Below are 23,319 nucleotides of genomic sequence, written 5' to 3'. Positions count from 1 at the left end.
CCCCGCCCCAGAGCGACGGGTAGAACCGAAACCTATAGCGTCGTCGTGAACAACGTCCAGGTGCACGATCTGCTTTTTGCCCTCGCGCGGGACGCCAGGCTGAATGTGGACATCCATCCTGGAATCACCGGGGTGGTGACGCTCAACGCCATTGACCAGACCTTGCCGCAACTGCTCAGCCGCATTGCCAAGCAGGTCGATATGCGCTTCGAGATCGAAGGGCCGAACCTCGCGGTGATGCCTGACACGCCCTACCTCAAGAACTACAAGGTGGACTACGTCAATATCGCTCGTGATGTCACGGGTACGATATCGACCAATACGCAGATTTCAACCAGCGCGCTGGCGACCGGTGGCGGTGGCGTCGCGGGCACCGGCAATACATCCCGCATACAGATCGAGAACAAGTCCAGGAACCGTTTCTGGGAGTCTCTCGAGAAGAATCTGAAGGACCTGCTGCACGAAACGGACAAGGTTTTCCCGGAAGGATCGACCGAGACCGTGACCGAGCAGGTAGGATCGCAGAGTACCACAGGGACGGGAGCGACGGCGCCGACCATCGCCGCGGCGCGTGGCAGTCATGTCACGCCGACGTTGGCCGGCAGTCCGAATCCGGCCACGCTGCAAAACACGGGTGCACTGGTCGTCAAGCGGATGACTTTCCGCGAAGCCGCAGCGGTGATCGCCAACCCGGAAGGAGGGGTGATCACCGTCAGGGCCACCGCCAAGCAGCACGAAAAAGTGCAGGAGTTCCTTGACCGGGTCATGGGCAGCGCCCGGCGGCAGGTGCTGATCGAAGCGACGATCGTTGAAGTGGGACTTTCCGACGGCTACCAGCAAGGCATCGAATGGAGTCGTCTGACCAGCGGGACCGAGTACAGCATCACGAAACCGACCCTGACAACCAACGTGCCCAGTGCCGTCACACCCTATGTCATCAAGTACCGTGACCTCAACCCGGTGAGTCTGCTGTCCACCGTGGAACTGCTGCGCGCTTTTGGCACCGTCAAGGTGCTTTCCAGTCCGAAGCTGGCGGTGCTCAACAATCAGACGGCGACGCTCAAGGTTTCGGAAGACTTTGTTTATTTCAACGTCAAGCAGGATACCGTTCCCGGCGGTCCCAACACCAATGCCACGGTGACGACGACGACCACGCCGCAGTCCGTTTCCATCGGTTTCTTCATGAGCCTGACCGCGCAGATCAGCGACAGTGGCACCGTAACCCTGAACGTCCGCCCGTCGATTTCCAGTATCGCCGAGCTGAAACAGGACCCCAATCCAAGCCTCGCCGCCAACAACATCAAGAACCTGGTGCCGCAGATTCGCATGCGCGAGATCGAGTCGATGATGCGCATCGAGAGCGGCGATATCGCGGTCCTCGGTGGGCTGATGGAGGACCGGCTTGATAACCGGACCGGCCGCCTGCCAGGCCTGGGCGACATCCCCTTCTTCGGCGAGGTGTTCAACAATCGCAACAATTCGTCGACCAAGTCGGAACTGGTCGTGATCCTGCGCCCGACCGTGATCAAGGACGCTTCCATCGATGGCGACTTCAGCAGTTTCCGGCAGTCCCTGCCCAACCGAGATTTCTTCAAGAGCGATGAAGTCTACCGGCCGTTCTCGCTTCCCGACCGTAATCCGGAGCCCCTTCAGTGAGCCTGCTGATGGATGCCTTGCGGCGCGCCGAAGAAGCCAAGCGGCTGGCCGACCCGTCGAGCCGTGTGGAGGCCGCCGCTCCTGCGGACGAAATGGCCCTCGACCCCCTCGAGTCATTGCCCAATCCTCACCCAGGCCAGCTAGCGCAGGTCTCGCGGCATCTCGACGCGGACCCGACGGACGCGGCAGCCAGTGCGATACCGCGGCCACAGGGGAGAGAGGAGCCCACGTTCGCTGACGCCGCAAATCGCCAGGCAGCCGGGCGCGCCGCGGCAAGAAACGTGTTTGCCGCCAAAGAGGCGCCCCGTTCACACGCGTCGTTGTGGCTCTTCCTTGGCCTGGTCGGCGTGGCGATGCTGAGTATCGGGGGCTACTTCTGGTGGCAGTTGCAGTCCATCGGCGGCAGCTCGATGGGCCGACCGGCGGCAACGCCAGCGCGGCTAACCCAGGCGGTCCTGCCAGCCACCCCGGTGGTAGCTGTGGCGCCACCGCCGGGGTGGCTGGCCCCGGAATTGACCCCAGCGCAGCCGCGCCAAGCACCCGGAGCATCCGCCGCCACGTCGCGTGCGGACCGCCCAGCAAGGGAAGCGGTAAATATCCCGCACGGAGAAGCGCCGGCATTGTTCCGCCCAAGCCATCCCCGAGCGACACCGGAGCAGCCTCTCAACCGTGCTTACGAAGACTTGCAGGCGGACCGGCTGGACGAAGCGCGTCGTGGCTACGAACAGGTGCTGCGCGTCGACACCCGAAACGTCGACGCGCTTCTCGGTCTGGCCGTGATTGCCGCTCGTCAGGGGCAACTCGATCGGGCGCAGCACCTCTACAGGCAAGTGCTTGAAGCCGACCCAACCGATGTCACTGCCCAGGCAGCGCTGATCAACCTGCGCGGCGAGGGCGACGCGGGACATGCCGAAAGCCGTCTGAAAATCTTGCTCGCCAGTCAGCCGGACTCGCCCGCGCTCCATTTTGCGCTGGGCAACGTGTATGCCTTCCAGGGTCGCTGGAGCGAAGCGCAGCAGGTCTACTTCAAGGCCTATGCCGTGGAACCCGACAACGCGGACTACATTTTCAACGTCGCGGTCAGCCTCGACCACCTGCGCCAGAACAAGCTGGCGGCACAATACTACCGCATGGCATTGGGCGCCGCGCAAACGCGGAACAGTGCTTTCGACAAGGACGCGGCGGGCAAACGCATCCTTGAGCTACAGCCGTGATGCCAAGATACTAGCCATCCGACGATGAACGAGGCTGGCGCTCACGCCCATTCCCGGCCACTGGGGCAGATCCTGATCGGCAAGGGAATCCTGAGCGAGGATCAATTGCGCATCGCCCTGCTCGAGCAGATGAAATCGAACAGGCCGATCGGAAAACTTCTGGTCTCGCTCGGCTTTGTCTCCGAGGCGACGCTGCGTGAGGCGCTCTCCGAGAGCCTGGGCAAACCGAGCGTCGATCTGTCGCGAGCCATCATTGACCCCTCGGCGCTGAAATTCGTCCCCCGCGATCTGGCCAAGCGCCACCATCTGCTGCCGCTCGACTACGATGCGGGCCATCATCGTCTGACGCTGGCCATTGCCGACAGCAACGACATCGTTGCCCTCGACAGAATTCGCGCGCTGGCCGACGGCGACATCGAGATCGACACCCTGCTCGCCGGCGAGACCGAGATCGATCGCGCCATCGACCAGTACTACGGCCATGAACTGTCGATCGACGGCATACTGCACGAAATCGAAACCGGTGAAGTCGACTTCCGCGGCCTGCAATCATCGGCTGACGAGTACAGCCAGCCGGTTGTTCGGCTGATCGATTCGATTCTCACCGATGCCGTCAAGCGTGATTCTTCCGACATCCATTTCGAGCCGGAAGCGAGCTTCCTGCGCATCCGCTACCGGATCGACGGCATGCTGCGGCAGATTCGTTCCCTGCACAAGACTTACTGGCCAGCGATGGCGGTGCGTATCAAGGTGCTCTCGGGAATGAATATCGCCGAAACGCGCGCTCCCCAGGATGGGCGTATTTCGCTCAACATGCGTGGCCGGCCGGTGGATTTTCGCGTCTCGGCACAACCGACGATTCACGGCGAGAACATCGTTCTGCGCATTCTCGACCGGCAGAAGGGAATCGTACCGCTCGAAGGCCTGGGTCTTGCCGCACAACAGCTAGACCAGCTCAAACTGATGATCGCCCGTCCCGAAGGAATCATATTCGTCACCGGCCCCACGGGCAGCGGCAAGACGACGACGCTCTACTCGGTCCTCAACCACATCAATTCCGAGGGGGTCAACATCATGACCCTCGAAGACCCGGTCGAGTACCCGATGACCCTGGTGAGACAAACCTCCGCTGCCGAATCGGTCAAACTCGATTTCGCCAACGGGATTCGCTCGATGATGCGTCAGGATCCGGACATCATCCTGGTTGGCGAAGTTCGTGACGCTGAGACCGCCGAGATGGCGCTGCGGGCGGCAATGACCGGTCACCAGGTCTATTCGACCCTGCATACGAATTCCGCGATTGGCGCCATTCCGCGCCTGCTCGACATTGGTGTGCTACCCGACATCATGGCCGGCAACATCATCGGCATCATCGCGCAGCGGCTGGTACGGCGACTGTGCATCCATTGCAAGATTCCCTATCAGGTCGAGGCCCACGAGATTCGCTTGCTGGGCAAGCTGGCAGACGGAACGCGACCGGTGATCTATCGCCCGGAAGGCTGTGAGCGCTGTGAGTTCCAGGGCTATCGCGGGCGCCTGGCGATCATGGAGCTCCTGCGGCTCAACGTCGACATGGACGAACTGATCGCTCGTCGCAGCACAGTGCGCGAGATGCGCCAACTCGCCGAACGACAAGGCTTCGCCACCCTGGCTGACGATGGCCTGCGACGCGTTCTCGACGGATCCACCGCGCTCGAGGAAGTCGGCCGCGTCGTCGATCTTACCGACCGGATGTAAGCCTGGTGGCGCTCTATACCTACAAGGCGGTCAATGCCGATGGACGGAGGGTCCTCGGACGGATAGATGCCATCAACCTCGTCGACCTCGAGATGCGACTGCGGCGAATGGAGCTTGACCTGATCAGCGGCGAGCCAGTCAGTCATCGCGGCCTGTTTGCCGGCGGTGGCGTCGCCCGCAGGGAACTCATCCACTTCTGTTTCCATCTCCAGCAACTGGTGCGGGCCGGTGTGCCGGTCATCGAAGGGCTGACCGACCTGCGCGACAGTCTCGAACATCCACGCTTCCGCGAGGTAGTGGCCAGCCTGATCGAATCGATCGAAGGTGGCAAGACGCTTTCGCAGGCCATGGCCAGTCATCATCGCGTGTTCAACAAGGTCTTTGTCAGCCTGATCCGGGCCGGTGAGACCACCGGCCGCTTGCCGGAAGTCTTGCACAGCCTCAACGAATCGCTGAAATGGGAGGACGAGCTTGCGTCGCAAACGAAGAAAATGGTCGCCTACCCAGCCTTTGTCGGCCTGGTCGTTCTCGTCGCAACCTTCTTCCTGATGGTTTATCTGGTGCCGCAACTCAAGATGTTCGTCAAGAACATGGGGCAAGTACTGCCCTTGCAGACGCAAATCCTGTTTTTCGTTTCCGACCTGATGGTTGCCTGGTGGTACCTCGTCCTTCTGCTGCCTCTGCTGGCCACGCTTGCTCTGCGCATGCTCCTGCGCAGCAACCCACTGGCACGCTTCCGGTTTGACGGACTCAAGCTGCGCCTGCCTCTTCTGGGCCATATCCAGCGCAAGATCGTTCTCTCCCGCTTCGCCAACACCTTTGCCCTGCTCTACGCCTCCGGCATACCGATTCTCGAGTCGATCCGCACCACCCAGGATGTCGTCGGCAACCTGGTCATCCGCCGCGGACTGGAGCGTGTCGAACAACTGATTGGCGACGGGCAGAACGTCACCGCTGCCTTTCACAGTACCGGCTTCTTTCCCCCGCTGGTGATCCGCATGCTGCGCGTCGGCGAGAACACCGGCGCACTGGATGAGGCGCTCCTGAATGTCAGTTACTTCTATACCCGCGACGTGAGGGAATCGGTCCAGAAGATGCAGCAACTGATCGAACCGCTGCTGACCATGGTCATGGGTGGCCTGCTCGGGTGGATCATGCTTTCTGTCCTCGGGCCGGTCTACGACGTGATCAGCAAGATCAAGACCTAGCAAAGCCTCAGCCCCATGACCGCTCGCCGCCTTATCTACGTTTGCGCCCATCGGGTGACCGCTTTTCACTGGCGAGCTGGCGAGCTGATCGAAGAGGGGTCGTTTGATGCCACGGCAGCCGGGCAACTGCAATTCGCCGGCTATCTCGCCGAAAATCCGAAAAGCATTTTTTTGCTTCTGGCCAACGTCGCGGAAGAAGGTTTTCAGATCGAAACGATTCCCTTCCTGCGCGGCAGCGATCGCCACGCCATCGTCGCGCGCAAGCTGGGGCAGGCCTTCTTCAACGCTACGCTGACGGCAGCGATCTCGCTGGGCCACGAAAAGACAAGGCGCAAGGACGAGCGCATCATGCTTGCCGCGTTCACCAACTACGAGGTTTTCGCTCCCTGGTTAAGTGCCATGGCGCGCGCCGAGGTGGCTCTGGCCGGTCTCTACTCGCTCCCCCTGCTCGGACCGACCCTGCTCAAAAAGCTCGGAGTGAGCGACGAGCGCTGTCTGTTGCTGACCATCCAGGACCAGAGCATTCGTCAGAGCTACCTGGAAAAGGGCGAGCTACACTTCAGCCGCCTGACACCCCTGCACCACAACAGGGTTGCCGGTTTCGCGCAGACGTTTGCCGATGAAGCGCTGAAACTCCAGCAGTATCTCGTCAGTCAACGCGTCATTGGCCGCAAGCAGCCGATCACCGCCTATCTGCTCGCCCATGCAAGTGCCAGATCAGCGATAGAGAGCTGTTGTGGCGACAGCGATACCTTGTCGTTCACGATCCTCGATATCGCGGACAGCGCCGACAAGTGTGGTCTCAAGGCTTTGCCGGCGGGCACCGACTGCGAGCCGCTCTTTCTGAAGCTGCTGACCACTGAGCGGCCAGCGGCCCAGTTTGCCAGCGACGACCAGCGTCACGACTACCATCTCTCGGTTGTCCGCGCTGTGCTGCGGGGCGTCGGCGCCGTGGTGCTGCTCGGTTGCCTGTTGTGGTCCGGGAAAGAGATGTTCGATAGCGCCCGCCTCAACGACGAAATCGAGGTCATCAAGACCGAAACCGAGCTGGCCCGCCGCGGCTACGAGAACATTGTCAAGACCTTCCCGCCGATTCCGACGACCAGTCAGACTCTGCGCGGCGTCATCAATCGCTACGTCGAATTCGAAAAAGCCAGTGTGTTGCCCGATGAACTCTATCGCGCAATCAGCGGCGCGCTGCAAGGCGCGGCGTCAGTGGAACTCGAAGCGATCGAATGGAAAGCGACCGGCGGGCCGTTGTCACGTGCAGCGGGCAGTGCCGAGGCCGGGCGTACCACTTCACCGGCCGGAGCGAGCGAGACTGCCATCGTACGTGGCAGCCTGAGGCTGGGCCCAGACAGCAGTCCGCGGCAAGTGCTGCACGTTTTCAAGCGCCTGCTCGACGTTCTGAGGCGCGACCCAGGGCTGGAGGTTGAGGTGCTGCAGCAGCCTTTCGACGTTGAGTCAGGAAAATCGCTCAAGGGAGGCGAGGCGGCGATTGAAGACCAGCAGACGCGCCAGTTCAAGGTCCAGATCCGCAGGGTGGTCGGCGAATGAAATTTGGCCGCAGCGACTTGCGCAAGGTTCAGGCGAGCCTTCTGGCTGCTCTGCTGATGGTCGCCGCGGGTAGCACGGTCCTCTACGTCGCGCACGGCGGCATGAGGAGCGCGCAATTGGCCAGAGTGACGGTCATGGCCGAGCGTAACGAGGCCGATGCCAGGCTCAAGCAGGTCCGTGACGAGGAAATCGACATCAAGCAGAAATCAATCGTCTTCAACAAGCTGCAGGAGCGTGGCATCATTGGCGAAGAGCAGCGCCTGGAGTGGGTGGAGTTGCTGAAAGAAATCCGCGACCAGCGCCGCCTGATCGACCTGCAGTATGAGATCTCGCCACAGCGTCTGCTCGAAGGCAACCCGGCCGGCAATTTCGTTTTCTACGCGAGCAGCATGAAACTGCAGCTAAAACTGCTGCACGAAGAGGACCTTACCCGCCTGCTTGCCGATCTGCGCAGGCAGGCCAGGGCGCTGATCCTGGTCAGGGCCTGCACGGTAACCCGTCTGCCAGCGATCGCTGACGAGCGCAACGGTGGCCGGTCGAACCTGCTGGCTGATTGCGAAATCGATTGGCTGACGTTGCGTGATGCGAGCGGAAAACAGGGGCCGGGTGGGGGGGTAGGAAACAGGGAGGCAGGAGGATAGCCGATGAACAGGTTCTCGCCCGCAGCAGACGCCGCCATTGCCCTGGCACTTGGCGGCTGGCTGTTAGTCCTGGTGCCCTGCGCAGCCCGCGGCGCCGACGACGCACTCGGGCGGCTGTTTTTCACCCCTGAGCGCCGGCAGCAACTCGACCGCCAGCGAGAAATGAACATCCTCGACAAACAGCAGATTCAGGCGGATCCGACGCTGACCATAGACGGTGTCGTCACCCGTAGCAGTGGCAAACGGACGGCGTGGGTGAACGGCAGGCCGCAGAATGAAGACCAAACGGCGAATGGCCTGACCGTGACACCTCGACTAGGGGAGCCGGGCAAGGTGTTGGTCGACAGCAGCGATTCGCCGCAGGCGAAGGCACGGGTCGGTGAAACGGTCAATCGTCACACGGGCGAAGCGAGTGATCTGCTGAACGGCGGTCGGATCAGTACCCGATCAGCCGTCGCCAGGTAGTCCGTGCGACGAAATCATTTCTCGGCTTTCCCGGCTCGCCAGACTGGCGCCGCATTGCTCATCCTCATGCTCTTCATCTTTCTCGCCGCCACCTCCTGGGTCCTGGGGCGGGGCGAGGCCATAGGCGCACGCAACCAGCTCGACAAGGCGACGGCCGCCGCGATGGCCCAAGCCAAGGAAGCGCTGATCGGTCGAGCGGCGACCGACCAAAACCGCCCCGGAAGCCTGCCCTGCCCGGACACCAATAATGATGGCGGGGTCCCACTTCTGGTCGGCAACCATTGTCCTTCGTACATCGGCCGCCTGCCCTGGAAATATCTCAGGGTGGGCGATCTGCGCGATAGCGCCGGCGAGCGCCTCTGGTATGCTCTGACACCCGCCTTGCGAGATGATAATTCCGCCCAGCCGATCAACCCCCAGAGGCCTCTGGAACTCACTCTCGACGGCCGGCCGAATATCGCGGCCATCATCTTTGCCCCCGGCGCCCCCGCAGCAAACCAGTCGGGCCGATCGAGCAACGCCGCTGCGGACTATCTCGACGAAGCCAACCACGCCTACCCGAACAGCGCCTACATTTCCGGACCGCCGTCACCGACCTTCAACGACAAGGCACTGGCCATCACCCGCGACGATATCTTTCGCACCGTCAGCCAGCGCGTCCTGGCAGAAATCCGCGGCCCGGATGACAACGCCGCGGGCCCGCCGACCTACGGCTTGCGCCGTTACTGGGCAGCCTACTCAACCTTCCCCTGGGCCGACAGCGGTAGCGATGGCGTTGGCGACGTCGGTACGACCAGCGGTAAGCTGCCTTACAACGAGCTGATGATCAACCCGGTTTCCGTGGTCTGGCTGAGTGCCAACGGCTGGCTGCCCTTGATCACCTACCAGCGACTCAGCCCAAACCTGGCCAGGCTGGGAATAATCGGCAGCAACCAGACCATCGACGTCATTCCATGCCCAGCTTCACCCTGCCCCTGAACAGTTCTGGCAAGCAGGGCGCCGGCACGCCGTGTGGGGGAGGTTTTTCCCTCGTCGAAATGGCGATCGTGCTGCTCATCGTTGGCCTACTCCTGGGTGGCCTGCTTTTGCCGCTATCGGCGCAGATCGATCAGCGGAACTACAACGAGACGCAGCAGCAGATCAGCGAGATACGCGACGCGCTGATCGGCTTTGCCGTCGTCAACCGCCGCCTCCCGAGGCCCGCAACCTCGGCGACCAACGGGGCGGAGAATCCGGCGCTTTGTCCGGCTGCCGGCTGCACTGGCTTGATTCCCTGGGCAACGCTGGGCGTCAAGAAAACCGACGCCTGGAACCATATCATCCGCTACAGCGTCACGCCGGCCTATGCCAATGCCCCGTTCACGCTGACTACCAACGGCAGCTTGAAGGTGAAGACCCGCGATAGCGCGGGCATCACCAGCTACCTCATCGGCAGCGACAGTAGCTGTAGCGCGTCGCCTTGCGCGCCGGCGGTCATTTACTCCACTGGCAAGAACAACTGGGGAATCACCGAGGACGGCACCGCACTGGCGGATGGATCAAGCACCAATGTCGATGAAGACCTCAATGCCAACCCCCAGGCGAACGCGTTCTCGACCCCGGTCTTTTTTTCCAGGAATCCATCCACCGTTCCGGTGGGCGGAGAATTCGACGACATCGTCGTCTGGATTCCGCCTTACCTCTTGATGAACCGCATGATCTCGGCAGGCCAACTTCCCTAGACCCCATGACTGCCGAGCGGACCTTCCTCGACCGGCTGCGCCATGCCGGTATCTCACCGACCGACTGCGAAGAACTGCGCCTGCAGAAATCTCTGCTGATCTTTGCCACCGGTTTGATCAGTTGCGCCTCGATGGTCTGGCTGTTGATCTACTGGCAACTCGGGCCGCGCTTCTCGTCCAACCTTCCTTTTGCTCTGCAGTTGCTGCTCGTCGGCAATCTGCTGGTGTATCTGAAGACGCTCGACTTCAACTGCTTCCGTGTCGTCCAGTTGTCGCTTTTTCTGTTCACCCCCTTCGTTGCCCAGTGGAGTATCGGCAGCTTCATAACCGCCAGCGGAATCAGCATCTGGGCCTTGCTGGCGCCAGTGGGCGCGGTCCTGTTCATTGGCCCGCGGCAGTCGGGCGCCTGGTTTTTCGCCTATGTCTTTCTGACCGCGCTGTCCGGCGGTTTCGACTACTATCTGGCGGATTCCTTGCCCGCGTCGACGTACAAGGTGCCGCCGCAGACCGCGGCGTTCTTCTTCGCGCTCAACTTCGCCGCCGTGTCTACCATCGTCTATCTGCTGCTCCGCTACTCGGACAGCGAAAAGCATCAGGCCCAGGAGCGCCTGCAGGAAGCGCATCGCCTGCTGCAAATCGAACAGGATCGCTCCGAGAGGCTACTCCTCAACGTCCTGCCGGGGCCGATCGCCGAGCGCCTGAAAAACAGCGATCAGACCATTGCCGACGGATTTGCCGAGGTGTCGGTGATGTTCGCCGACATCGTGAACTTCACCAGGGTCGCTGAAGGTCTGACTCCGCAACAGGTCTTCACCATGCTGAACAAAATTTTCTCGTCGTTCGACGAACTCGCCGAGCACTATGGCCTGGAGAAGATCAAGACCATTGGCGACGCCTACATGGTCGCCGCCGGTCTCAATGACGCGCGCAGTGATTACACCGAGGCCCTTGCCGACATGGCGCTGGAGATGTGCGCGCTGCTCAACCGCGATTTCAACATCAACGAGATGCACCTCGAGCTACGCATTGGCATCGGAACGGGACCAGTGGTTGCCGGCGTCGTCGGCAAGAAGAAGTTCATCTACGACCTTTGGGGCGATACGGTGAACATTGCCAGCCGGGTCACTACCGAGGGCGTTCCCGGCAGGGTCCAGGTCGATGAGCGTAGCTATCGGCGCTTGCGTGGTCGCTTCGATTTTCACGCACCACAGACGCTTCTGCTCAAGGGCAAGGGGCCGATGGTGGTTCATCGGCTGATCGGCCGCCGGGCAAGCGCGATCCTTCAAGCCTAGTCGAGCGCTGAGGCCGCAGGGTGCCGATTTGGCCGTTACAGCTTACTAGCCGGGCAGGAGACGCAGGTTGAACGCCCGCTCGACCAGCCATATACCCGCAACCAGCGCGATACAAACGGAACCGGGAACGAGTACTCCGCGCCGGTAGAACCACGTCGTGCGCAAGCGGTAGGCCATTGGCAGGAAAGCGGCGACGATCGCGAGTTGTCCCACTTCGACCCCGACGTTGAACGCGACCAGGGCCAGCAGCAGCGACTCCTGCGGCAAGCCGAGATCGGCCAGCGCGCTGGCGAAACCGAAGCCGTGGATCAGGCCGAAGAAGAATGCCATCGCCCAGCGACCGCGATAGACGACGGGACGCACGTTGTTCAACGCGGCCAGGACGACGGAGGCCGCGATGCACGACTCGACGAGCCGCGACGGCAGACTGACGACGGACAGCGCAGCCAGAGAAAGCGTAATCGAGTGGGCCAGTGTGAAGGCCGTCACGACCTTCAGCACGTCGACAAAGGCGGCGCGAAACGACGGCGAGGGCTCCCAAGGCTCGCCCGGAACGGTCGCGCGGACGAGCACCGCGGGCAGCAGCAGCGACAGCAGGAACAGGATATGGTCGTATCCCGTCCAGATGTGCCAGATGCCCTCGTTGGCGTAGTCGACGAACTGTTTCCAGTTTGACTGTTCGCCCAGCGTAAAGCGCTGTACGGGTGCGTCGCTGCCCAATATCGCGGCGCGGGTGTTTCCCTGCGCGTGCAGGTTGAGCAAGCCGCGATGCTGCGGGTCAATCTCGGCGAACAGCCGATAGTCGACCGCGAGGACCTTCGGCGCTGCGGCGCATTGCGCGGTGAAACGCAGCACCTCGTAGGCGCCGTCGCTGTGCTTGTCGATCAGATGCCCGGTGACCGTCGCCGGGCACGGCGCATTGTGCGGCCCAAGCGTCAGGCGCGAGAGCGCATAGGCAGCGATGTCGGCATGCTTTGCACGCAATTCGCCCCACGTGATCGCACCGTCCTGGTTCGCGTCTAGCCCCAGCGCGAAATCGAGATCGCGTAGCGCGATATCCCATTGGCCGTCGACCGTCGCGCCGTCTACTTTCAGCGTGAGGTAACTGTCTGAGGGCTTGTGCGCATGCGCTGGCTCTACGACCAGAGCAACGATCAGCGCGACGATCGCGAACGGCAGGCGCATCATTGGGTGGTGTTTCGTCGCGCCGTCGCGCCGACCAGATTTGCCACGGCTTGATACTCGATTCCCGTCTCGGCCAGCCAGCGCCGAACGGTGGCCAGCGCGTCGGCATCGCCGGTGGCGGCGACTGCTTCGGCGAGGATGCGCAAGTCGGCAGGCTCGCGCTGCACGCGCCAGTTGTCGCGGGCAAGAGAGAGCGCCCTGGCCGGATCACGGTCAAGGTGGAGTGCGAACCGTGCTTCCTCGCGCCGGTGCACCGTGTCGCCACGGGCGCGGCTGGCGTCGAATTGCGCGCGCAGTGCGCCTATCGTGGTCGCCGCTTCGGGTCGCTGCAACGCTTGCTGCGCGAGGCCAAGACGAAGCACCAGCGGATCGACCCGCGTCTCGTTGATCACCAAGGGCACGACGTCGTCGGGCCTCCCCTGGTCGAGTAGCCAGTCGCTATACGCGCCGATGAGGTACAAGTCCCGCGCATCCGCCTGAAGCGCGGCCGCGAAATGGGCTTGGGCCGCAGCGTCACCAAGTCGATGCGCGATCTCGCCCAGCGTCGTCTCGCCATAGGCGCGGCTGGCCGCATCGATGCGCGGCAGCGTGGCCAATGCGCGCACCAGCGAATCGGCTGCCCGCCGGGCTTCGCCGGTAACGCTGTCGATCGCGGCGACACAGATGACCACGTAGATTTCGGGCGCAGCTTTGGCCAATGTCGTGCAGTCGGCACGCGCATCGGCGTATTTGCCCTGAACCGTGAGCACGGTGGCGCGGGTGAGTAGCGCCTGTGCATTCCAGGGCTCCCGCCTCAGCGCCGTGCTCAGGTCGCCAACCGCAGCATCGAAATCGTGGAGGCTTTGCCGAATGGTCGCGCGTTGCACCAATACCGGCGTCGGTGCATTCGGATCCCGCCACCACGGTGCGAGCGCGGATTGCGCATAGCCAAGATAGCGTGGATCGCCCTCCTGACGGGCGGTGCGGATGTAGGCAGCAGCGAGCCCAGTGGCGCGGGACACATTCCCCGGCGCCAGCGCCAGTGCTGCCTGCAGTGCCTTCAGTTGTCGATACTGCGGCGTGTTGCGCTCGGCAAGGCGCTCGAGGACCTGCGCATCATCGGTCGGCACAAACGGCGCCGCACGCAGGCTATGGGCGCCACTGGCCACAGCAATCAGTGCGATTGTCGCGAGGTGCCGACACGCCGATTGCAAGTCGCCAATCCATCGCCTCATCGACGCTACTCCCCGAAAATGATCATGTTTCAACATCCACCTGGGCGCGTCGCGTGCCCGGAACGTGCCCAGGCGGTGGGGTCAGCTTCCCGTTTTCCCAGGCGACCGTGCACAAGAAACGCGGAACGGCTCCCGCTGACGGCAACCATTCCGCTTTGCTCAGTCGAACGTTAAGGAGCAGGTATGTCTGGTTCGGTCGGAACATTGATTCCGCCGTGCCCCTGAAGCAGACCCTGGTGGGCAGGAGCCAGGAACGGAAACCTGTCGAGATAGTCCTTGTCGTTGACCTCGACACCCTTGGCGAGGCCGGCAGCCGGATTACCCGCGACGATCAGGCTGATCAGCACGCTGTTGACGTTCACCTGGTTGCGGTTCGGGGCCGTGCCGCCGCCCAGGCGACGCCCGTTCGGGAAGCGCGAGTCAATCGCCGCGTCGAGCGTGAGCACGTCGCCGGTGGATCCGTCGGCGACCGGAATGGGCCGGCCGAGGTTGATCGCGGTGATGATGTCAAGGCGTGGGCCCTTGAGCACGCTGACCGTGGCCGGCGGGACGCCCAGTGCACGGTAAATGCCCAGCGCCTCGGCGTCACGAACCAGCACCGGGTAAAGGATGTCGGCGCCGAAGTTGGTGACGTCGCGGTCAGGGCTGGAGCGCAAGTACAGCGTCTGACGCTGGGTGCCGACGAGCCCGGCATTGAACAGCGGCAGCGCGTTGCGGCCGACCTGGACCCAGTCGCCTGATCCTTTGTAGCCGGTGATCACGTTGTTCACGTCGACCGACTGCACGCGCTGGCGGTTGATCGTCGAATGTACGCGCAGCAGGCTGTCGGTGGTGTTGGCAGTCGAAGTGCCGTTATGTGGAATGCCGTCCGGAAAGATCTCGCTAATGGGTATCTCGATCGCGATCGAGAAGACGTTGAATCCAGTGAACACGTCCTTGCCCGGTGGGCGGCGCGCGCCGGGAATGCCTCCCAGGTCATCGCGGTTCAGGTTGACCAGGTCGAAAATCCCCTTCTCGTCGAGCTGGTAGGGATCGTCGAACTGCCCGGCAATGACGCGCCCGCCGTTGCTCAAAGTGCGGATGAAGGTATCGACGAAGTTCTGGTCGTATAGCCCGACTTCGCGGCTGGATGGGTCGCCCGAGTCGTAGCCATGGAAGGCACCCAGACCGTAAACGAGGCGGTCGGTTTGCGGGCCATGGTTGTTGGGCAGGACCGGGATACTGTCGCCGAGCACCGTCGTGCGTGTGGGGTCGATCTCGTCGAGCTGGATCGGGCGGTTCGAGCGCACGATGCGGGTAACCTTCATCGTCTCGGTGCCACCGGTCAACTGCCAGAGCAGCTCGTTGCCGCCGCCCAGGGGATCGCTCGGGCTGGGCGCGGCTTCGGGGTTCAGGGTGTTCTTGAACTCGACGCGGTAGACGAACTTGTCGGCAATGCTGGTGCCCATCCCGATGTGGAACTGATAGCGGTAGCCGTTGCATGCGCGCAGACCCTGGTTGCCCTGGCCGGGCTCGTGCAGCGGGTTGAAGTTCATGATCAGGTAGAGCTTGTCGTGCGTCGCGGGCTCGACCCAGGCGTAGGTGTCGGTGTTGTCGGCACATGGCTCATTGAGCACCGCCAGCGCTTCGCGGTGGCTCGATGCCTGGGCAGCGATGCTCATGGTGACCAAGGCGATCACCGCGATGCTGGGGATCCAGCGCTGTACGTTCTTGCGGATCGAAGTCATGGATTCACTCCTTAAGGTGATTCATACCGCAGCCACCCCACTCGTGGCCGCCCAAAGGCACCGCTGTATGACTCGAACGGTGACTACAAGGCTCTACGCGGCAGCGTGGCGATCGGATGCATCGATGAACACGCGCGGCGACGCGTGACACGCGCAGCAGCCAGGCCGAGCATCAATAGCGCGAGTGTGCCGGGGAGCGGGACGCTGGCGCTGTCGGCCCCCAGGATGTCGAGTGCCCACGCTGCAGTTTGGCCGCCGAAGCCCGGGTTGCCAAAGCCGAGGAATCCGTCGCCAAGCGTCGGGCCGTTGGCAAAGTTCGCTACCTGCGATAGGGCCACGGTATACGTTCCTGCAAGCAGGGGCGTCAGCTGCAGCAGCGCGTCCAAGCCCGGGCCGCTGTCGTCGTCGCCGTCGAACAGAATAGCTCCGTTGCCGGTACCGGAGAAAAGCGCGACGACCGGATCGAAGCCGCCCGCAGCGATCGAGTTGCCCGCTGCGTTCGTTCCGCCGGCGTATGACCAGGTGCGCAGCGTGACGTTGGAGTCGGACGCGAGCGAAAAGACGAACAACTCCACATCGTTATCGCTCGCCAGATTGCCGCGGAAAGAAAAATTGGCAGCGAGCGCGGATACGCTGCTCGTCACCAGGACGGCGGCCGCGATGCGGGGGACCCAGCGCTGCACGTTCTTGCAGATCGAAGTCATGGATTCACTCCTTGAAGAGATTGATACCGCAGCCACCACAGTCGTGGCCGACCAAAGGCACCGCTGGTTGACTCGAGCGGTGACTATGAAGCTCTACGCGGCAGCGCGGCGATCGGATGCGTCGCGATGAACGCGGGCGGCGACTTCAGGCCTGGCCGATCGCTGCGCGGGTCGACTCGTGTCGGGTCAACGCGAAGCACACGTGACCCGGCACATTGCTGGCCAGGCGCAATTGGTAGCCACTGCTTTCAGCTTGTCGTGCCGCGTGATAGAGGCCGATGCCGAGACCACTTTCCGACGCCACGGGTGCGCGCAGCAGGTCGGCTAACACGCTGTCACTGACCATGCTGCCGGTGTCGCATACGCTGAGCAGTGAGGCGTCTGCGGCGAGCGTCGCACGCACCTGCAGGCCACTTTCCGATTGCGCTTTGAGCAAAGCGTTGTGCAGCAGATTGTCGATGACGCTGTCGAACAGTGCCGTGGGCAGCAGCGCGTCGGGGTGGACCTCGACCGGGGTGAAGCTGACTGCCGAGTGGGCGTAGCGCTGCTGCTGGATGGTCCACCACATGGCGGCTGGCAGCACGCCACCGACCTCGGTTTCTGGTTTCTGCAGCTTGGCCAGAGTCTGCTGCAAGCGCTGGGTGATCTGCGGCAACTGCCGCTGCAGGAGCCCGTCGAGCCGCTGGTCAGCGCTGCCGTTCATGGTCTGCGCCAGATAACACAGATTGTTCAGTGACTGCAGCAGGTTCTTCACGTCGTGCGTGAGGCGAGCGCCGGTTTCGTGGATGGCACGCAGGTAGCTGACCTGCTGCAACTCGCGAGCCCGCACCTTGGCGATGTAATGCTCGTTGGCCAGTTGCGCCAGCAGATGGAAATGCCAGACCAGCGCCGGGCTAAGCTTGTGGCGGGTATGCAGCGTCAGCAATACAGCTTGTCCGGGGAAATCATGCGCGAAGCGTGACTCGCTGCCGAAGCAACCGCGGCGCGCACCGACGGCCCAGGTGCCGCCGTCTACCCAGGGTAGATCGAGCATTTCGTCAAGGGCTTGCGACAGGAACTTCTCCGGGTCACCCTCGCGGCTGGCCAGGATCGTCAAGCGATGCAGCCAGGTCTCGAAGGGCAGGCCGATGGTCAGCAGATAACGCGAAAAGAAGACATCAATGCCGGTAAAGCCTGGGCGCGTGTTCCACGCCCAGCCGATCAGCAGGAGCAGGACGGCCATCGAGATCAGGGTGTCAAGAACGGCTTCGAGATACACGGACTGGCGCAGGAGCATGAAGGCCAGACTGCCGAGCACCAGGACGGCGATAAGCAGGAAGATCAAGAGACTGTAGAACAGATCGACCATCGTGCTGCCCGGCCGATCACTCTCGCGCGACAGGGGCAGCAGCGTCATGGCCAGGAGGAAGAGGGGCATGCCCCAGGTGAACTCGCGTTCAAGGGAAGGGCCGCTGACATTTGGCACCACCTTTGGTACCAGCCAGAAAAGCAAGGCCGCCAGCAGGTAGGCGAAGGCGATCAGATAGAAAATACGCGTCGGACGATGATCGGTGAACATCACTCGCCCGCCGACCAGGGCGGCCAGCAGGATCACCCAGACGATCATCAACCACCAACCGTACCAGGCGACACCGCAACCCAGCACCAGCGCAATCACCGCCAGTCCGCCGAGATCGACCTTCCGTTCGGCGTAGACGAACGGCTGCCAGAGGATGAACAGCCCGACGTCCACCAGCCAGCACAGGAAGCCGAACGCCGTCCCGCCATCGGCCACCAGCGCCAGATGCAACAGCGCAAGCAAGGCAATCAACAGCCAGCGCTGGCGCTGCCGCAAGGCGTTCCCCATCCGCTCGAGAACGGTCATGAGCCACACCCGGCTGTTGACGGCAAACCGATGCGTAGCGCCGGCGCCTGCCCGACTCTGGGCGATGGTGTCCAGAAATCGACAGATCGGCAGGGGCTGGCGGCCAATAGAGCGAAAATACGCTGGCACGAAATGTGCTTTGAACCCGCCATGATTGTCGACACTGCGTGGAGAACGAAATGAAAAATCAACAGTCCGGTTTTACCCTGGTCGAGATTGCCATTGTACTCGTCATCATCGGCCTGTTGCTTGGCGGGGTCTTGAAGGGACAGGAGCTGATAAACAGCGCCAAGGTAAAGAATATGGTGGGCGATTTCCGTACGGTCTCGACGCTCGTCTATGGTTACCAGGATCGCTTCAAAGCGTTCCCGGGCGACCAGTCACAGGCACAACTGGATGCGGCTTTTGGCGCCGGGGTGGCTACTGTTTGCACAGGCAGCACCGGCTGCGCACCGAACAACGGGCGCATCGACGGCGATTGGAACAGCGGCGGCGCTGATGGCAAGGGCGTTACGACCAGCGAAACATCGGTATTCTGGCAACACGTTCGCCTTGCCAACCTGGCCACCGGGCCGACCAAGCTTGACGATCTCAACTATCGGCCACGGAATGCCGACAGCGGCTTCATCGGCATCGAGAGTGGCACGCCGGCGCCGTGGATCAAGGACATGCGGGGTTCGTTTTTTGTCTGTTCCGATGGCATCCTTGGGCGCTACGCCAAGCAGATAGATACCACGATGGACGACGGCAACACCGCCGGCGGCTCGGTTCAGGTGGCGAAAGTCGATGCCAAACGAGGCGACGCAGCCGTGGAGACAAAGGACATCGTCGACAGCACCCCGTACACCGTCTGTACCTCGTACTGAGCCGCGCGCGGCGCGCGATGAGCGTGCCAGGAGCTTCTGCTATACTCGGCAGATGACGACTGCCGCCTGCTCATGAGCCAAATCCAGCCCTCAGCGAAAGCGCTCGACCTTGCCCGCCAGGTGCTGCGCATCGAAGGCGATGCCGTGCTGGCCTTGATCGACCGCATCGACGGTGCCTTCCTGCAAGCGCTGGGGTTGATCCTCAATTGCCGCGGCCGCGTGATCGTCAGCGGCATGGGCAAGTCCGGGCATGTCGGGCGCAAGATTGCTTCGACGCTGGCCAGCACCGGAACCCCGGCCTTTTTCGTTCATCCGGCCGAGGCCAGCCATGGTGACCTCGGCATGATCACCCGCGATGACGTGCTGATTGGACTTTCCAATTCGGGCGAGAGCGCCGAACTGCTGACCATTGTGCCGAGCATCAAGCGCCAGGGCGCCAAACTGATCAGCGTGACCGGCAATCGACAGTCGTCGCTGGCGCTCGCAGCCGACGTTCATCTCGATGCGGCAGTCGCTCAGGAGGCTTGTCCGCTCAATCTCGCACCGACCGCCAGCACGACGGCGGTGTTGGCGCTTGGCGATGCGCTGGCGGTGGCTCTGCTCGATGCGCGCGGTTTTGGCGCTGAGGACTTTGCCCGTTCGCATCCCGGCGGCTCGCTCGGTCGCCGCCTGCTGACGCACGTTCGCGACGTGATGCGCGTCGGCAGCGCGCTGCCGGAAGTTCTTTCCGAGACCCGTGTGGCCGACGCCATCCTCGAGATTTCGCGCGGCGGCATCGGCATGACCGCGGTGGTGACTGATCAGCGTCGGGTGATCGGCGTGGTCACCGACGGTGACCTGCGGCGCGCCTTCGCCCGTGACCTGGACCTGAGAACGCTGTCTGTGGCCGATATCATGGGCCAGCGGCCACGCACGATCGGGCCGGACCGGCTCGCCGTAGAGGCCGTCGAGATGATGGAGCAGCACCAGATCAACCAGTTGCCGGTGGTCGACGACAGCGGCCTGCTGGTCGGCGCGCTCAACATGCACGACCTCTTCAAAGCCAAGGTCATCTGATGGCCGGGGCTCGCGAACGCGAGGACGCAGGGGCCCGCGCCCGCAGGCTCAAGTTGATGGCTTTTGACGTCGACGGCGTGCTGACCGACGGCTCGCTCTTCTACACCGACGAAGGAATCGAGATCAAGGCCTTCAACACCCTCGACGGCCTTGGTCTGAAGATGCTGCAGCAGGCAGGGATTACGGTGGCCATCATTACCGGCCGGCGCGCACGTTGCGTCGAGTTGCGGGCGAAGAACCTCGGTATCCGGCACCTCTTTCAGGCGGTCGACGACAAGCGTGGGGTGATGAATTCGCTGCTCGCTGAACTGGGACTGAGCGCTGACGCTGCCGGTTACATGGGCGACGATATAGTGGATCTGCCGGTGATGAGCGCGTGCGGTTTTTCGGCGACGCCTGGCGATGGCCATGCGCTGGTCCAATGCCACGTCGCGCTGACGACCGTCCGTGGCGGCGGCCGCGGGGCGGTACGCGAAGTATGTGAGTTCATTCTCGATGCGCAAGGCAAACTCGCTGCCGTTCTCGCGCTTTACCTGCCGGTGGCCGGGCAATGACGCGGGGGAGTACCGCGCTCCTGCCGCTGAGCCTTCTGATCGCTCTGGCCGCACTGACATTCTGGCTGCGCTACGCGACCGAGTTGCCGACCGTGCCGAACGATGGCAAGACCCGCCATGATCCCGACTTCGTGGTCACTGACGCCAAGGTACGCAAGCTCGACAAGGACGGAAAGCTCCAATACACGCTGCTCGCGGACGAGATTCGCCATTACCCGGATGACGATGCGAGCGACCTGGCAAGACCAAAGCTGGTCTACCTGTTCCCGACCCGGCCAACGGTCACCATCAGCGCCGAGCAAGGACATGCGAACTCGAAAGGCGAGCAGGTGGATCTCAAGGATCGGGTCGAAATGCGACGCGCTGCGACCGGCAAACACGAGGAGTTGGTCCTCGAGACAGCCGAACTTACGGTCCTCACCGATGAGGAAAGAGCCTTCACCAAGAGCCCGGTGGTCATCACGCAGGGAAAGTCCTGGGTTAGAGGAGTCGGCATGAAGGTTGATCACCAGCTGCAGACCTACGTGCTGGAATCTCAGGTCATGGGACAAATTGAAAGTCAACCGGCCAGGAAGAAACCGTAGACATGAAGAATACCTGTTGCTCCCTCTGCACGTGCGGCGTCCTCATAGTCCTTTCGCTACCAGCGTACGCCGAGCGTGCCGACCGCGAGAAGCCGATTCACCTCGAAGCCGACCGGATGAGCATCGACGACCTCAGCAAGGTACAGACTCTTGATGGCAATGTGGTCCTGACCCAGGGAACGATGGTCATTCGCACCAATCGCATGGTCGTCACGCAGGATGCCGATGGCTTCCAGAAAGGTGTTGCGACCGGAGGTGCCAATGGTCTGGCCCGTTTCCGGCAGAAGCGCGAGGGACTCGACGAATGGATGGAAGGCGAGGCTGAGCGCATTGAGCACGACGCGCGCAGCGAGACCACCCAGTTCTTCATTCGTGCCTGGGTCCAGAGCGGGCTCGACGAAGTCAGAGGCCCGTATATTTCCTATGATGCGCTGAACGAGAAGTACGTCGTCAACACCGGTACTGGCGTCAAGAGCGCCACTGGCGCGCCGCAAGCGCGGGTGCGCGCGATCATTCAGCCCAAGAGCAAGAGTCCCCCTGATCAGAAAGGTACGCCACTGATGCTCAAACCCGCACCAAACGTCAACCCGAGTGTCGACTGAAGCGTGATCCATAGCGCCGACCGACAAGCGCCACCGCCAACGCGCCAACGCCAACCTCTTGACGGCTGGTTGATGCGGCATAGCAACAAAGATCCTCCTCGCCGACAAAGAGCCAGGAGTAATGAATGTAATTGTAGTTAAAACATCATGATATGAATTGTTTGTCGCAGCAAAAAAATACTTGACATGCAGTTCAAGAGGGCTATAATTCGACACATGGTGCAGTGCAACAAAAGGTCTGAGTGGCGTGACGCACAAGGATCGGTAAGTTAACCATTGCACACTTTGTGCCCCACCTTTACTGAGGAGATCTACCGTGTTCAAAACACCCGAACAATTCGCCGCCGCCAACAAGGCTTCCGTTGATGCCATGCTGACTCTCGCCAACACCGCGCTGGCCAGCGCCGAGCGCATCGCGGCGTTGAACCTGAATACCGCCCGCTCGATGCTCGAGGACGGCGTGGCCAACGCCAAGGCGATGCTCGGCGCGAAAGACCCGCAAGAGTTTTTCTCGGTGCAGGCTTCGCTTGCTCAGCCGAGCCTCGAGAAGGCAGTCGCCTATACGCGCAGTGTGTATGAAATCTCGGCGCAGTCGAAGGAAGAAATTTCGAAGCTTCTCGAAGCGCAGTTCGCCGACTTCCAGAAGCAGACTCTTGGTCTGCTCGAGAAGGCGGCCAAGAATGCGCCGGTTGGTTCCGACGTCGCGGTTTCCGCCGTCAAATCGGCAATTTCCGCCGCGACCTCTGCTTTCGATAGCATGAACAAGGCTGCCAAGCAGGTTGCCGATATCGCCGAAGCCAATGTCGCCGCAGCCACCAACGCCACCGTCAAGGCCGTTGGCGCCACTGCTGCCAACGCCAAGAAATAAGTCTGAACCACTGTCATTCACGGAGATATCCATGAGCACTATCGATCTAGAACAACTCGCCCAGAGCCAGAAAGCCAACGCGCAAGTCATGATGACCCTGGTTCGCACGGCTTTCCATGGTCTCGAGCAACTGTCTGCCCTCAACCTGGCTGCCAGCCGCGAGTTGTTCAACAACAGCACCAGCGGTGCGCAACAACTGATGGGCATCAAGGATCCGCAGCAACTGAAAGATGTCGCTGCTTCCTTGGCGCAGCCGAACGTCGACAAGCTCATGGAATACTCGCGCAGCCTCTATGAACTGGCCGCCAACATGCAGCGTGAAATCACTTCGGTGATGGAAGATCAGTACAGCACCATGCGCCACAATGCTACGGGCATCATCGAGAAGACCGGCGTAGCGACGCCGATCGCCGGCGACGTGTTTGGTGCGGCGATGAAGCAGATGATGAACGCTTCGAGCACGGCCTTCGAGAACATTTCGCAGATGGCCAAGCAGATGACCGACATCGTCGACACCAATGTGAAGGCGGTTACCAGCGCAACGGCTCAGGCCGCCGCAGCCCTGACCCCGAAGAAGTAAGTCTTTCGCGCTGCAGGCGCGTGA

General features: G+C 62.2%; 22 protein-coding genes. 17 read left to right on the top strand and 5 right to left on the bottom strand.

The window, feature by feature from the left end; genetic code table 11:
* Positions 1–45 precede the first annotated feature (45 nt).
* From ACCAA_RS15445 to ACCAA_RS15400, 10 genes are read left to right on the top strand one after another with little or no spacing between them, the layout of a single operon-like run.
* Entirely contained in the window at positions 46–1,656 is a 1,611-nt protein-coding gene (locus tag ACCAA_RS15445; protein WP_245754599.1) for a type II secretion system protein GspD, read from the top strand.
* On the top strand, positions 1,653–2,870 hold the full coding sequence (locus ACCAA_RS15440; RefSeq protein ID WP_186408142.1) for a tetratricopeptide repeat protein: 1,218 nt from the start codon (positions 1,653–1,655) through the stop codon (positions 2,868–2,870). The genes ACCAA_RS15445 and ACCAA_RS15440 overlap by 4 nt, the downstream gene beginning before the upstream one ends.
* Positions 2,871–2,894: 24 nt before the next feature.
* Entirely contained in the window at positions 2,895–4,607 is a 1,713-nt protein-coding gene (locus tag ACCAA_RS15435) for a GspE/PulE family protein (protein WP_186408141.1), read from the top strand.
* Positions 4,608–4,612: 5 nt separating this feature from the next.
* On the top strand, positions 4,613–5,815 hold the full coding sequence (locus ACCAA_RS15430; protein ID WP_186408140.1) for a type II secretion system F family protein: 1,203 nt from the start codon (positions 4,613–4,615) through the stop codon (positions 5,813–5,815).
* A 15-nt stretch (positions 5,816–5,830) separates the two neighbouring features.
* Positions 5,831–7,372: a hypothetical protein gene (locus ACCAA_RS15425; protein WP_186408139.1), complete on the top strand. Its 1,542-nt coding sequence runs from the start codon at positions 5,831–5,833 to the stop codon at positions 7,370–7,372.
* On the top strand, positions 7,369–8,013 hold the full coding sequence (locus tag ACCAA_RS15420) for a hypothetical protein (RefSeq protein ID WP_186408138.1): 645 nt from the start codon (positions 7,369–7,371) through the stop codon (positions 8,011–8,013). Before ACCAA_RS15425 ends, ACCAA_RS15420 begins: the two co-directional genes overlap by 4 nt.
* 3 nt (positions 8,014–8,016) lie before the next feature.
* On the top strand, positions 8,017–8,478 hold the full coding sequence (locus ACCAA_RS15415; protein WP_186408137.1) for a hypothetical protein: 462 nt from the start codon (positions 8,017–8,019) through the stop codon (positions 8,476–8,478).
* Between the two features lie 3 nt (positions 8,479–8,481).
* The gene (locus tag ACCAA_RS15410; protein ID WP_186408136.1) at positions 8,482–9,456 is read left to right on the top strand and encodes a hypothetical protein; all 975 of its coding nucleotides are present in this window, start codon (positions 8,482–8,484) and stop codon (positions 9,454–9,456) included.
* Complete coding sequence (locus ACCAA_RS15405; RefSeq protein WP_186408135.1) at positions 9,432–10,199, top strand: prepilin-type cleavage/methylation domain-containing protein; 768 nt, start codon at positions 9,432–9,434, stop codon at positions 10,197–10,199. Before ACCAA_RS15410 ends, ACCAA_RS15405 begins: the two co-directional genes overlap by 25 nt.
* Before the next feature lie 5 nt (positions 10,200–10,204).
* On the top strand, positions 10,205–11,491 hold the full coding sequence (locus ACCAA_RS15400) for an adenylate/guanylate cyclase domain-containing protein (RefSeq protein ID WP_186408134.1): 1,287 nt from the start codon (positions 10,205–10,207) through the stop codon (positions 11,489–11,491).
* Positions 11,492–11,536: 45 nt separating this feature from the next.
* Here the strand turns inward: ACCAA_RS15400 and ACCAA_RS15395 are convergent, their stop codons facing one another.
* The 5 genes from ACCAA_RS15395 to ACCAA_RS15375 form a co-directional block, all read right to left on the bottom strand.
* Positions 11,537–12,679, bottom strand: a complete 1,143-nt coding sequence (locus tag ACCAA_RS15395; protein ID WP_186408133.1) for a HupE/UreJ family protein — start codon at positions 12,677–12,679, stop codon at positions 11,537–11,539.
* The gene (locus tag ACCAA_RS15390; protein WP_186408132.1) at positions 12,676–13,890 is read right to left on the bottom strand and encodes a tetratricopeptide repeat protein; all 1,215 of its coding nucleotides are present in this window, start codon (positions 13,888–13,890) and stop codon (positions 12,676–12,678) included. The genes ACCAA_RS15395 and ACCAA_RS15390 overlap by 4 nt, the downstream gene beginning before the upstream one ends.
* A gap of 170 nt (positions 13,891–14,060) precedes the next feature.
* The gene (locus ACCAA_RS15385) at positions 14,061–15,617 is read right to left on the bottom strand and encodes a DUF4331 family protein (RefSeq protein WP_186408131.1); all 1,557 of its coding nucleotides are present in this window, start codon (positions 15,615–15,617) and stop codon (positions 14,061–14,063) included.
* Between the two features lie 83 nt (positions 15,618–15,700).
* Positions 15,701–16,321 carry a DVUA0089 family protein gene (locus tag ACCAA_RS15380; protein WP_186408130.1) on the bottom strand — a complete coding sequence of 207 codons (621 nt, stop codon included), beginning with the start codon at positions 16,319–16,321 and terminating at the stop codon, positions 15,701–15,703.
* A 145-nt stretch (positions 16,322–16,466) separates the two neighbouring features.
* A complete protein-coding gene (locus ACCAA_RS15375; protein WP_186408129.1) occupies positions 16,467–18,185 on the bottom strand; it encodes a histidine kinase in 1,719 nt (572 codons plus the stop codon).
* A 179-nt stretch (positions 18,186–18,364) separates the two neighbouring features.
* On the opposite strand from ACCAA_RS15375, the gene ACCAA_RS15370 reads away from it, so the two are divergent.
* The 7 genes from ACCAA_RS15370 (at position 18,365) to ACCAA_RS15340 (ending at position 23,295) form a co-directional block, all read left to right on the top strand.
* On the top strand, positions 18,365–19,051 hold the full coding sequence (locus tag ACCAA_RS15370; protein WP_186408128.1) for a prepilin-type N-terminal cleavage/methylation domain-containing protein: 687 nt from the start codon (positions 18,365–18,367) through the stop codon (positions 19,049–19,051).
* Positions 19,052–19,123: 72 nt separating this feature from the next.
* Positions 19,124–20,107 carry a KpsF/GutQ family sugar-phosphate isomerase gene (locus ACCAA_RS15365; RefSeq protein ID WP_186408127.1) on the top strand — a complete coding sequence of 328 codons (984 nt, stop codon included), beginning with the start codon at positions 19,124–19,126 and terminating at the stop codon, positions 20,105–20,107.
* A 56-nt stretch (positions 20,108–20,163) separates the two neighbouring features.
* Positions 20,164–20,661, top strand: a complete 498-nt coding sequence (locus ACCAA_RS15360; protein ID WP_245754598.1) for a KdsC family phosphatase — start codon at positions 20,164–20,166, stop codon at positions 20,659–20,661.
* Positions 20,658–21,245 (top strand): LPS export ABC transporter periplasmic protein LptC, encoded by a 588-nt coding sequence (lptC, locus tag ACCAA_RS15355; RefSeq protein WP_186408125.1) that lies wholly within the window; start codon positions 20,658–20,660, stop codon positions 21,243–21,245. The genes ACCAA_RS15360 and lptC overlap by 4 nt, the downstream gene beginning before the upstream one ends.
* A 2-nt stretch (positions 21,246–21,247) precedes the next feature.
* Entirely contained in the window at positions 21,248–21,847 is a 600-nt protein-coding gene (gene lptA / locus ACCAA_RS15350; RefSeq protein WP_186408124.1) for a lipopolysaccharide transport periplasmic protein LptA, read from the top strand.
* A gap of 316 nt (positions 21,848–22,163) precedes the next feature.
* Entirely contained in the window at positions 22,164–22,715 is a 552-nt protein-coding gene (locus tag ACCAA_RS15345) for a phasin family protein (RefSeq protein ID WP_186408123.1), read from the top strand.
* Positions 22,716–22,746: 31 nt separating this feature from the next.
* Positions 22,747–23,295: a phasin family protein gene (locus ACCAA_RS15340; protein WP_186408122.1), complete on the top strand. Its 549-nt coding sequence runs from the start codon at positions 22,747–22,749 to the stop codon at positions 23,293–23,295.
* The last annotated feature ends 24 nt before the right edge of the window (positions 23,296–23,319 follow it).

It is taken from the genome of Candidatus Accumulibacter aalborgensis (assembly GCF_900089955.1).
GTDB classification, from domain to species: domain Bacteria; phylum Pseudomonadota; class Gammaproteobacteria; order Burkholderiales; family Rhodocyclaceae; genus Accumulibacter; species Accumulibacter aalborgensis.
This window is presented reverse-complemented; position numbering and strand designations above follow the sequence as displayed.

What these genes read in the sequence shown, in the direction of transcription:
- ACCAA_RS15435 (WP_186408141.1), top strand. Translation starts at nt 2,895, where the DNA reads ATGAACGAGGCTGGCGCTCACGCCCATTCCCGGCCACTGGGGCAGATC.
- ACCAA_RS15425 (WP_186408139.1), top strand. Translation starts at nt 5,831, where the DNA reads ATGACCGCTCGCCGCCTTATCTACGTTTGCGCCCATCGGGTGACCGCT.
- ACCAA_RS15420 (WP_186408138.1), top strand. Translation starts at nt 7,369, where the DNA reads ATGAAATTTGGCCGCAGCGACTTGCGCAAGGTTCAGGCGAGCCTTCTG.
- ACCAA_RS15415 (WP_186408137.1), top strand. Translation starts at nt 8,017, where the DNA reads ATGAACAGGTTCTCGCCCGCAGCAGACGCCGCCATTGCCCTGGCACTT.
- ACCAA_RS15405 (WP_186408135.1), top strand. Translation starts at nt 9,432, where the DNA reads ATGCCCAGCTTCACCCTGCCCCTGAACAGTTCTGGCAAGCAGGGCGCC.
- ACCAA_RS15400 (WP_186408134.1), top strand. Translation starts at nt 10,205, where the DNA reads ATGACTGCCGAGCGGACCTTCCTCGACCGGCTGCGCCATGCCGGTATC.
- ACCAA_RS15395 (WP_186408133.1), bottom strand. Translation starts at nt 12,679, where the DNA reads ATGATGCGCCTGCCGTTCGCGATCGTCGCGCTGATCGTTGCTCTGGTC.
- ACCAA_RS15390 (WP_186408132.1), bottom strand. Translation starts at nt 13,890, where the DNA reads ATGAGGCGATGGATTGGCGACTTGCAATCGGCGTGTCGGCACCTCGCG.
- ACCAA_RS15385 (WP_186408131.1), bottom strand. Translation starts at nt 15,617, where the DNA reads ATGACTTCGATCCGCAAGAACGTACAGCGCTGGATCCCCAGCATCGCG.
- ACCAA_RS15380 (WP_186408130.1), bottom strand. Translation starts at nt 16,321, where the DNA reads ATGACTTCGATCTGCAAGAACGTGCAGCGCTGGGTCCCCCGCATCGCG.
- ACCAA_RS15375 (WP_186408129.1), bottom strand. Translation starts at nt 18,185, where the DNA reads ATGACCGTTCTCGAGCGGATGGGGAACGCCTTGCGGCAGCGCCAGCGC.
- ACCAA_RS15370 (WP_186408128.1), top strand. Translation starts at nt 18,365, where the DNA reads ATGAAAAATCAACAGTCCGGTTTTACCCTGGTCGAGATTGCCATTGTA.
- ACCAA_RS15365 (WP_186408127.1), top strand. Translation starts at nt 19,124, where the DNA reads ATGAGCCAAATCCAGCCCTCAGCGAAAGCGCTCGACCTTGCCCGCCAG.
- ACCAA_RS15360 (WP_245754598.1), top strand. Translation starts at nt 20,164, where the DNA reads ATGGCTTTTGACGTCGACGGCGTGCTGACCGACGGCTCGCTCTTCTAC.
- lptC (WP_186408125.1), top strand. Translation starts at nt 20,658, where the DNA reads ATGACGCGGGGGAGTACCGCGCTCCTGCCGCTGAGCCTTCTGATCGCT.
- lptA (WP_186408124.1), top strand. Translation starts at nt 21,248, where the DNA reads ATGAAGAATACCTGTTGCTCCCTCTGCACGTGCGGCGTCCTCATAGTC.
- ACCAA_RS15340 (WP_186408122.1), top strand. Translation starts at nt 22,747, where the DNA reads ATGAGCACTATCGATCTAGAACAACTCGCCCAGAGCCAGAAAGCCAAC.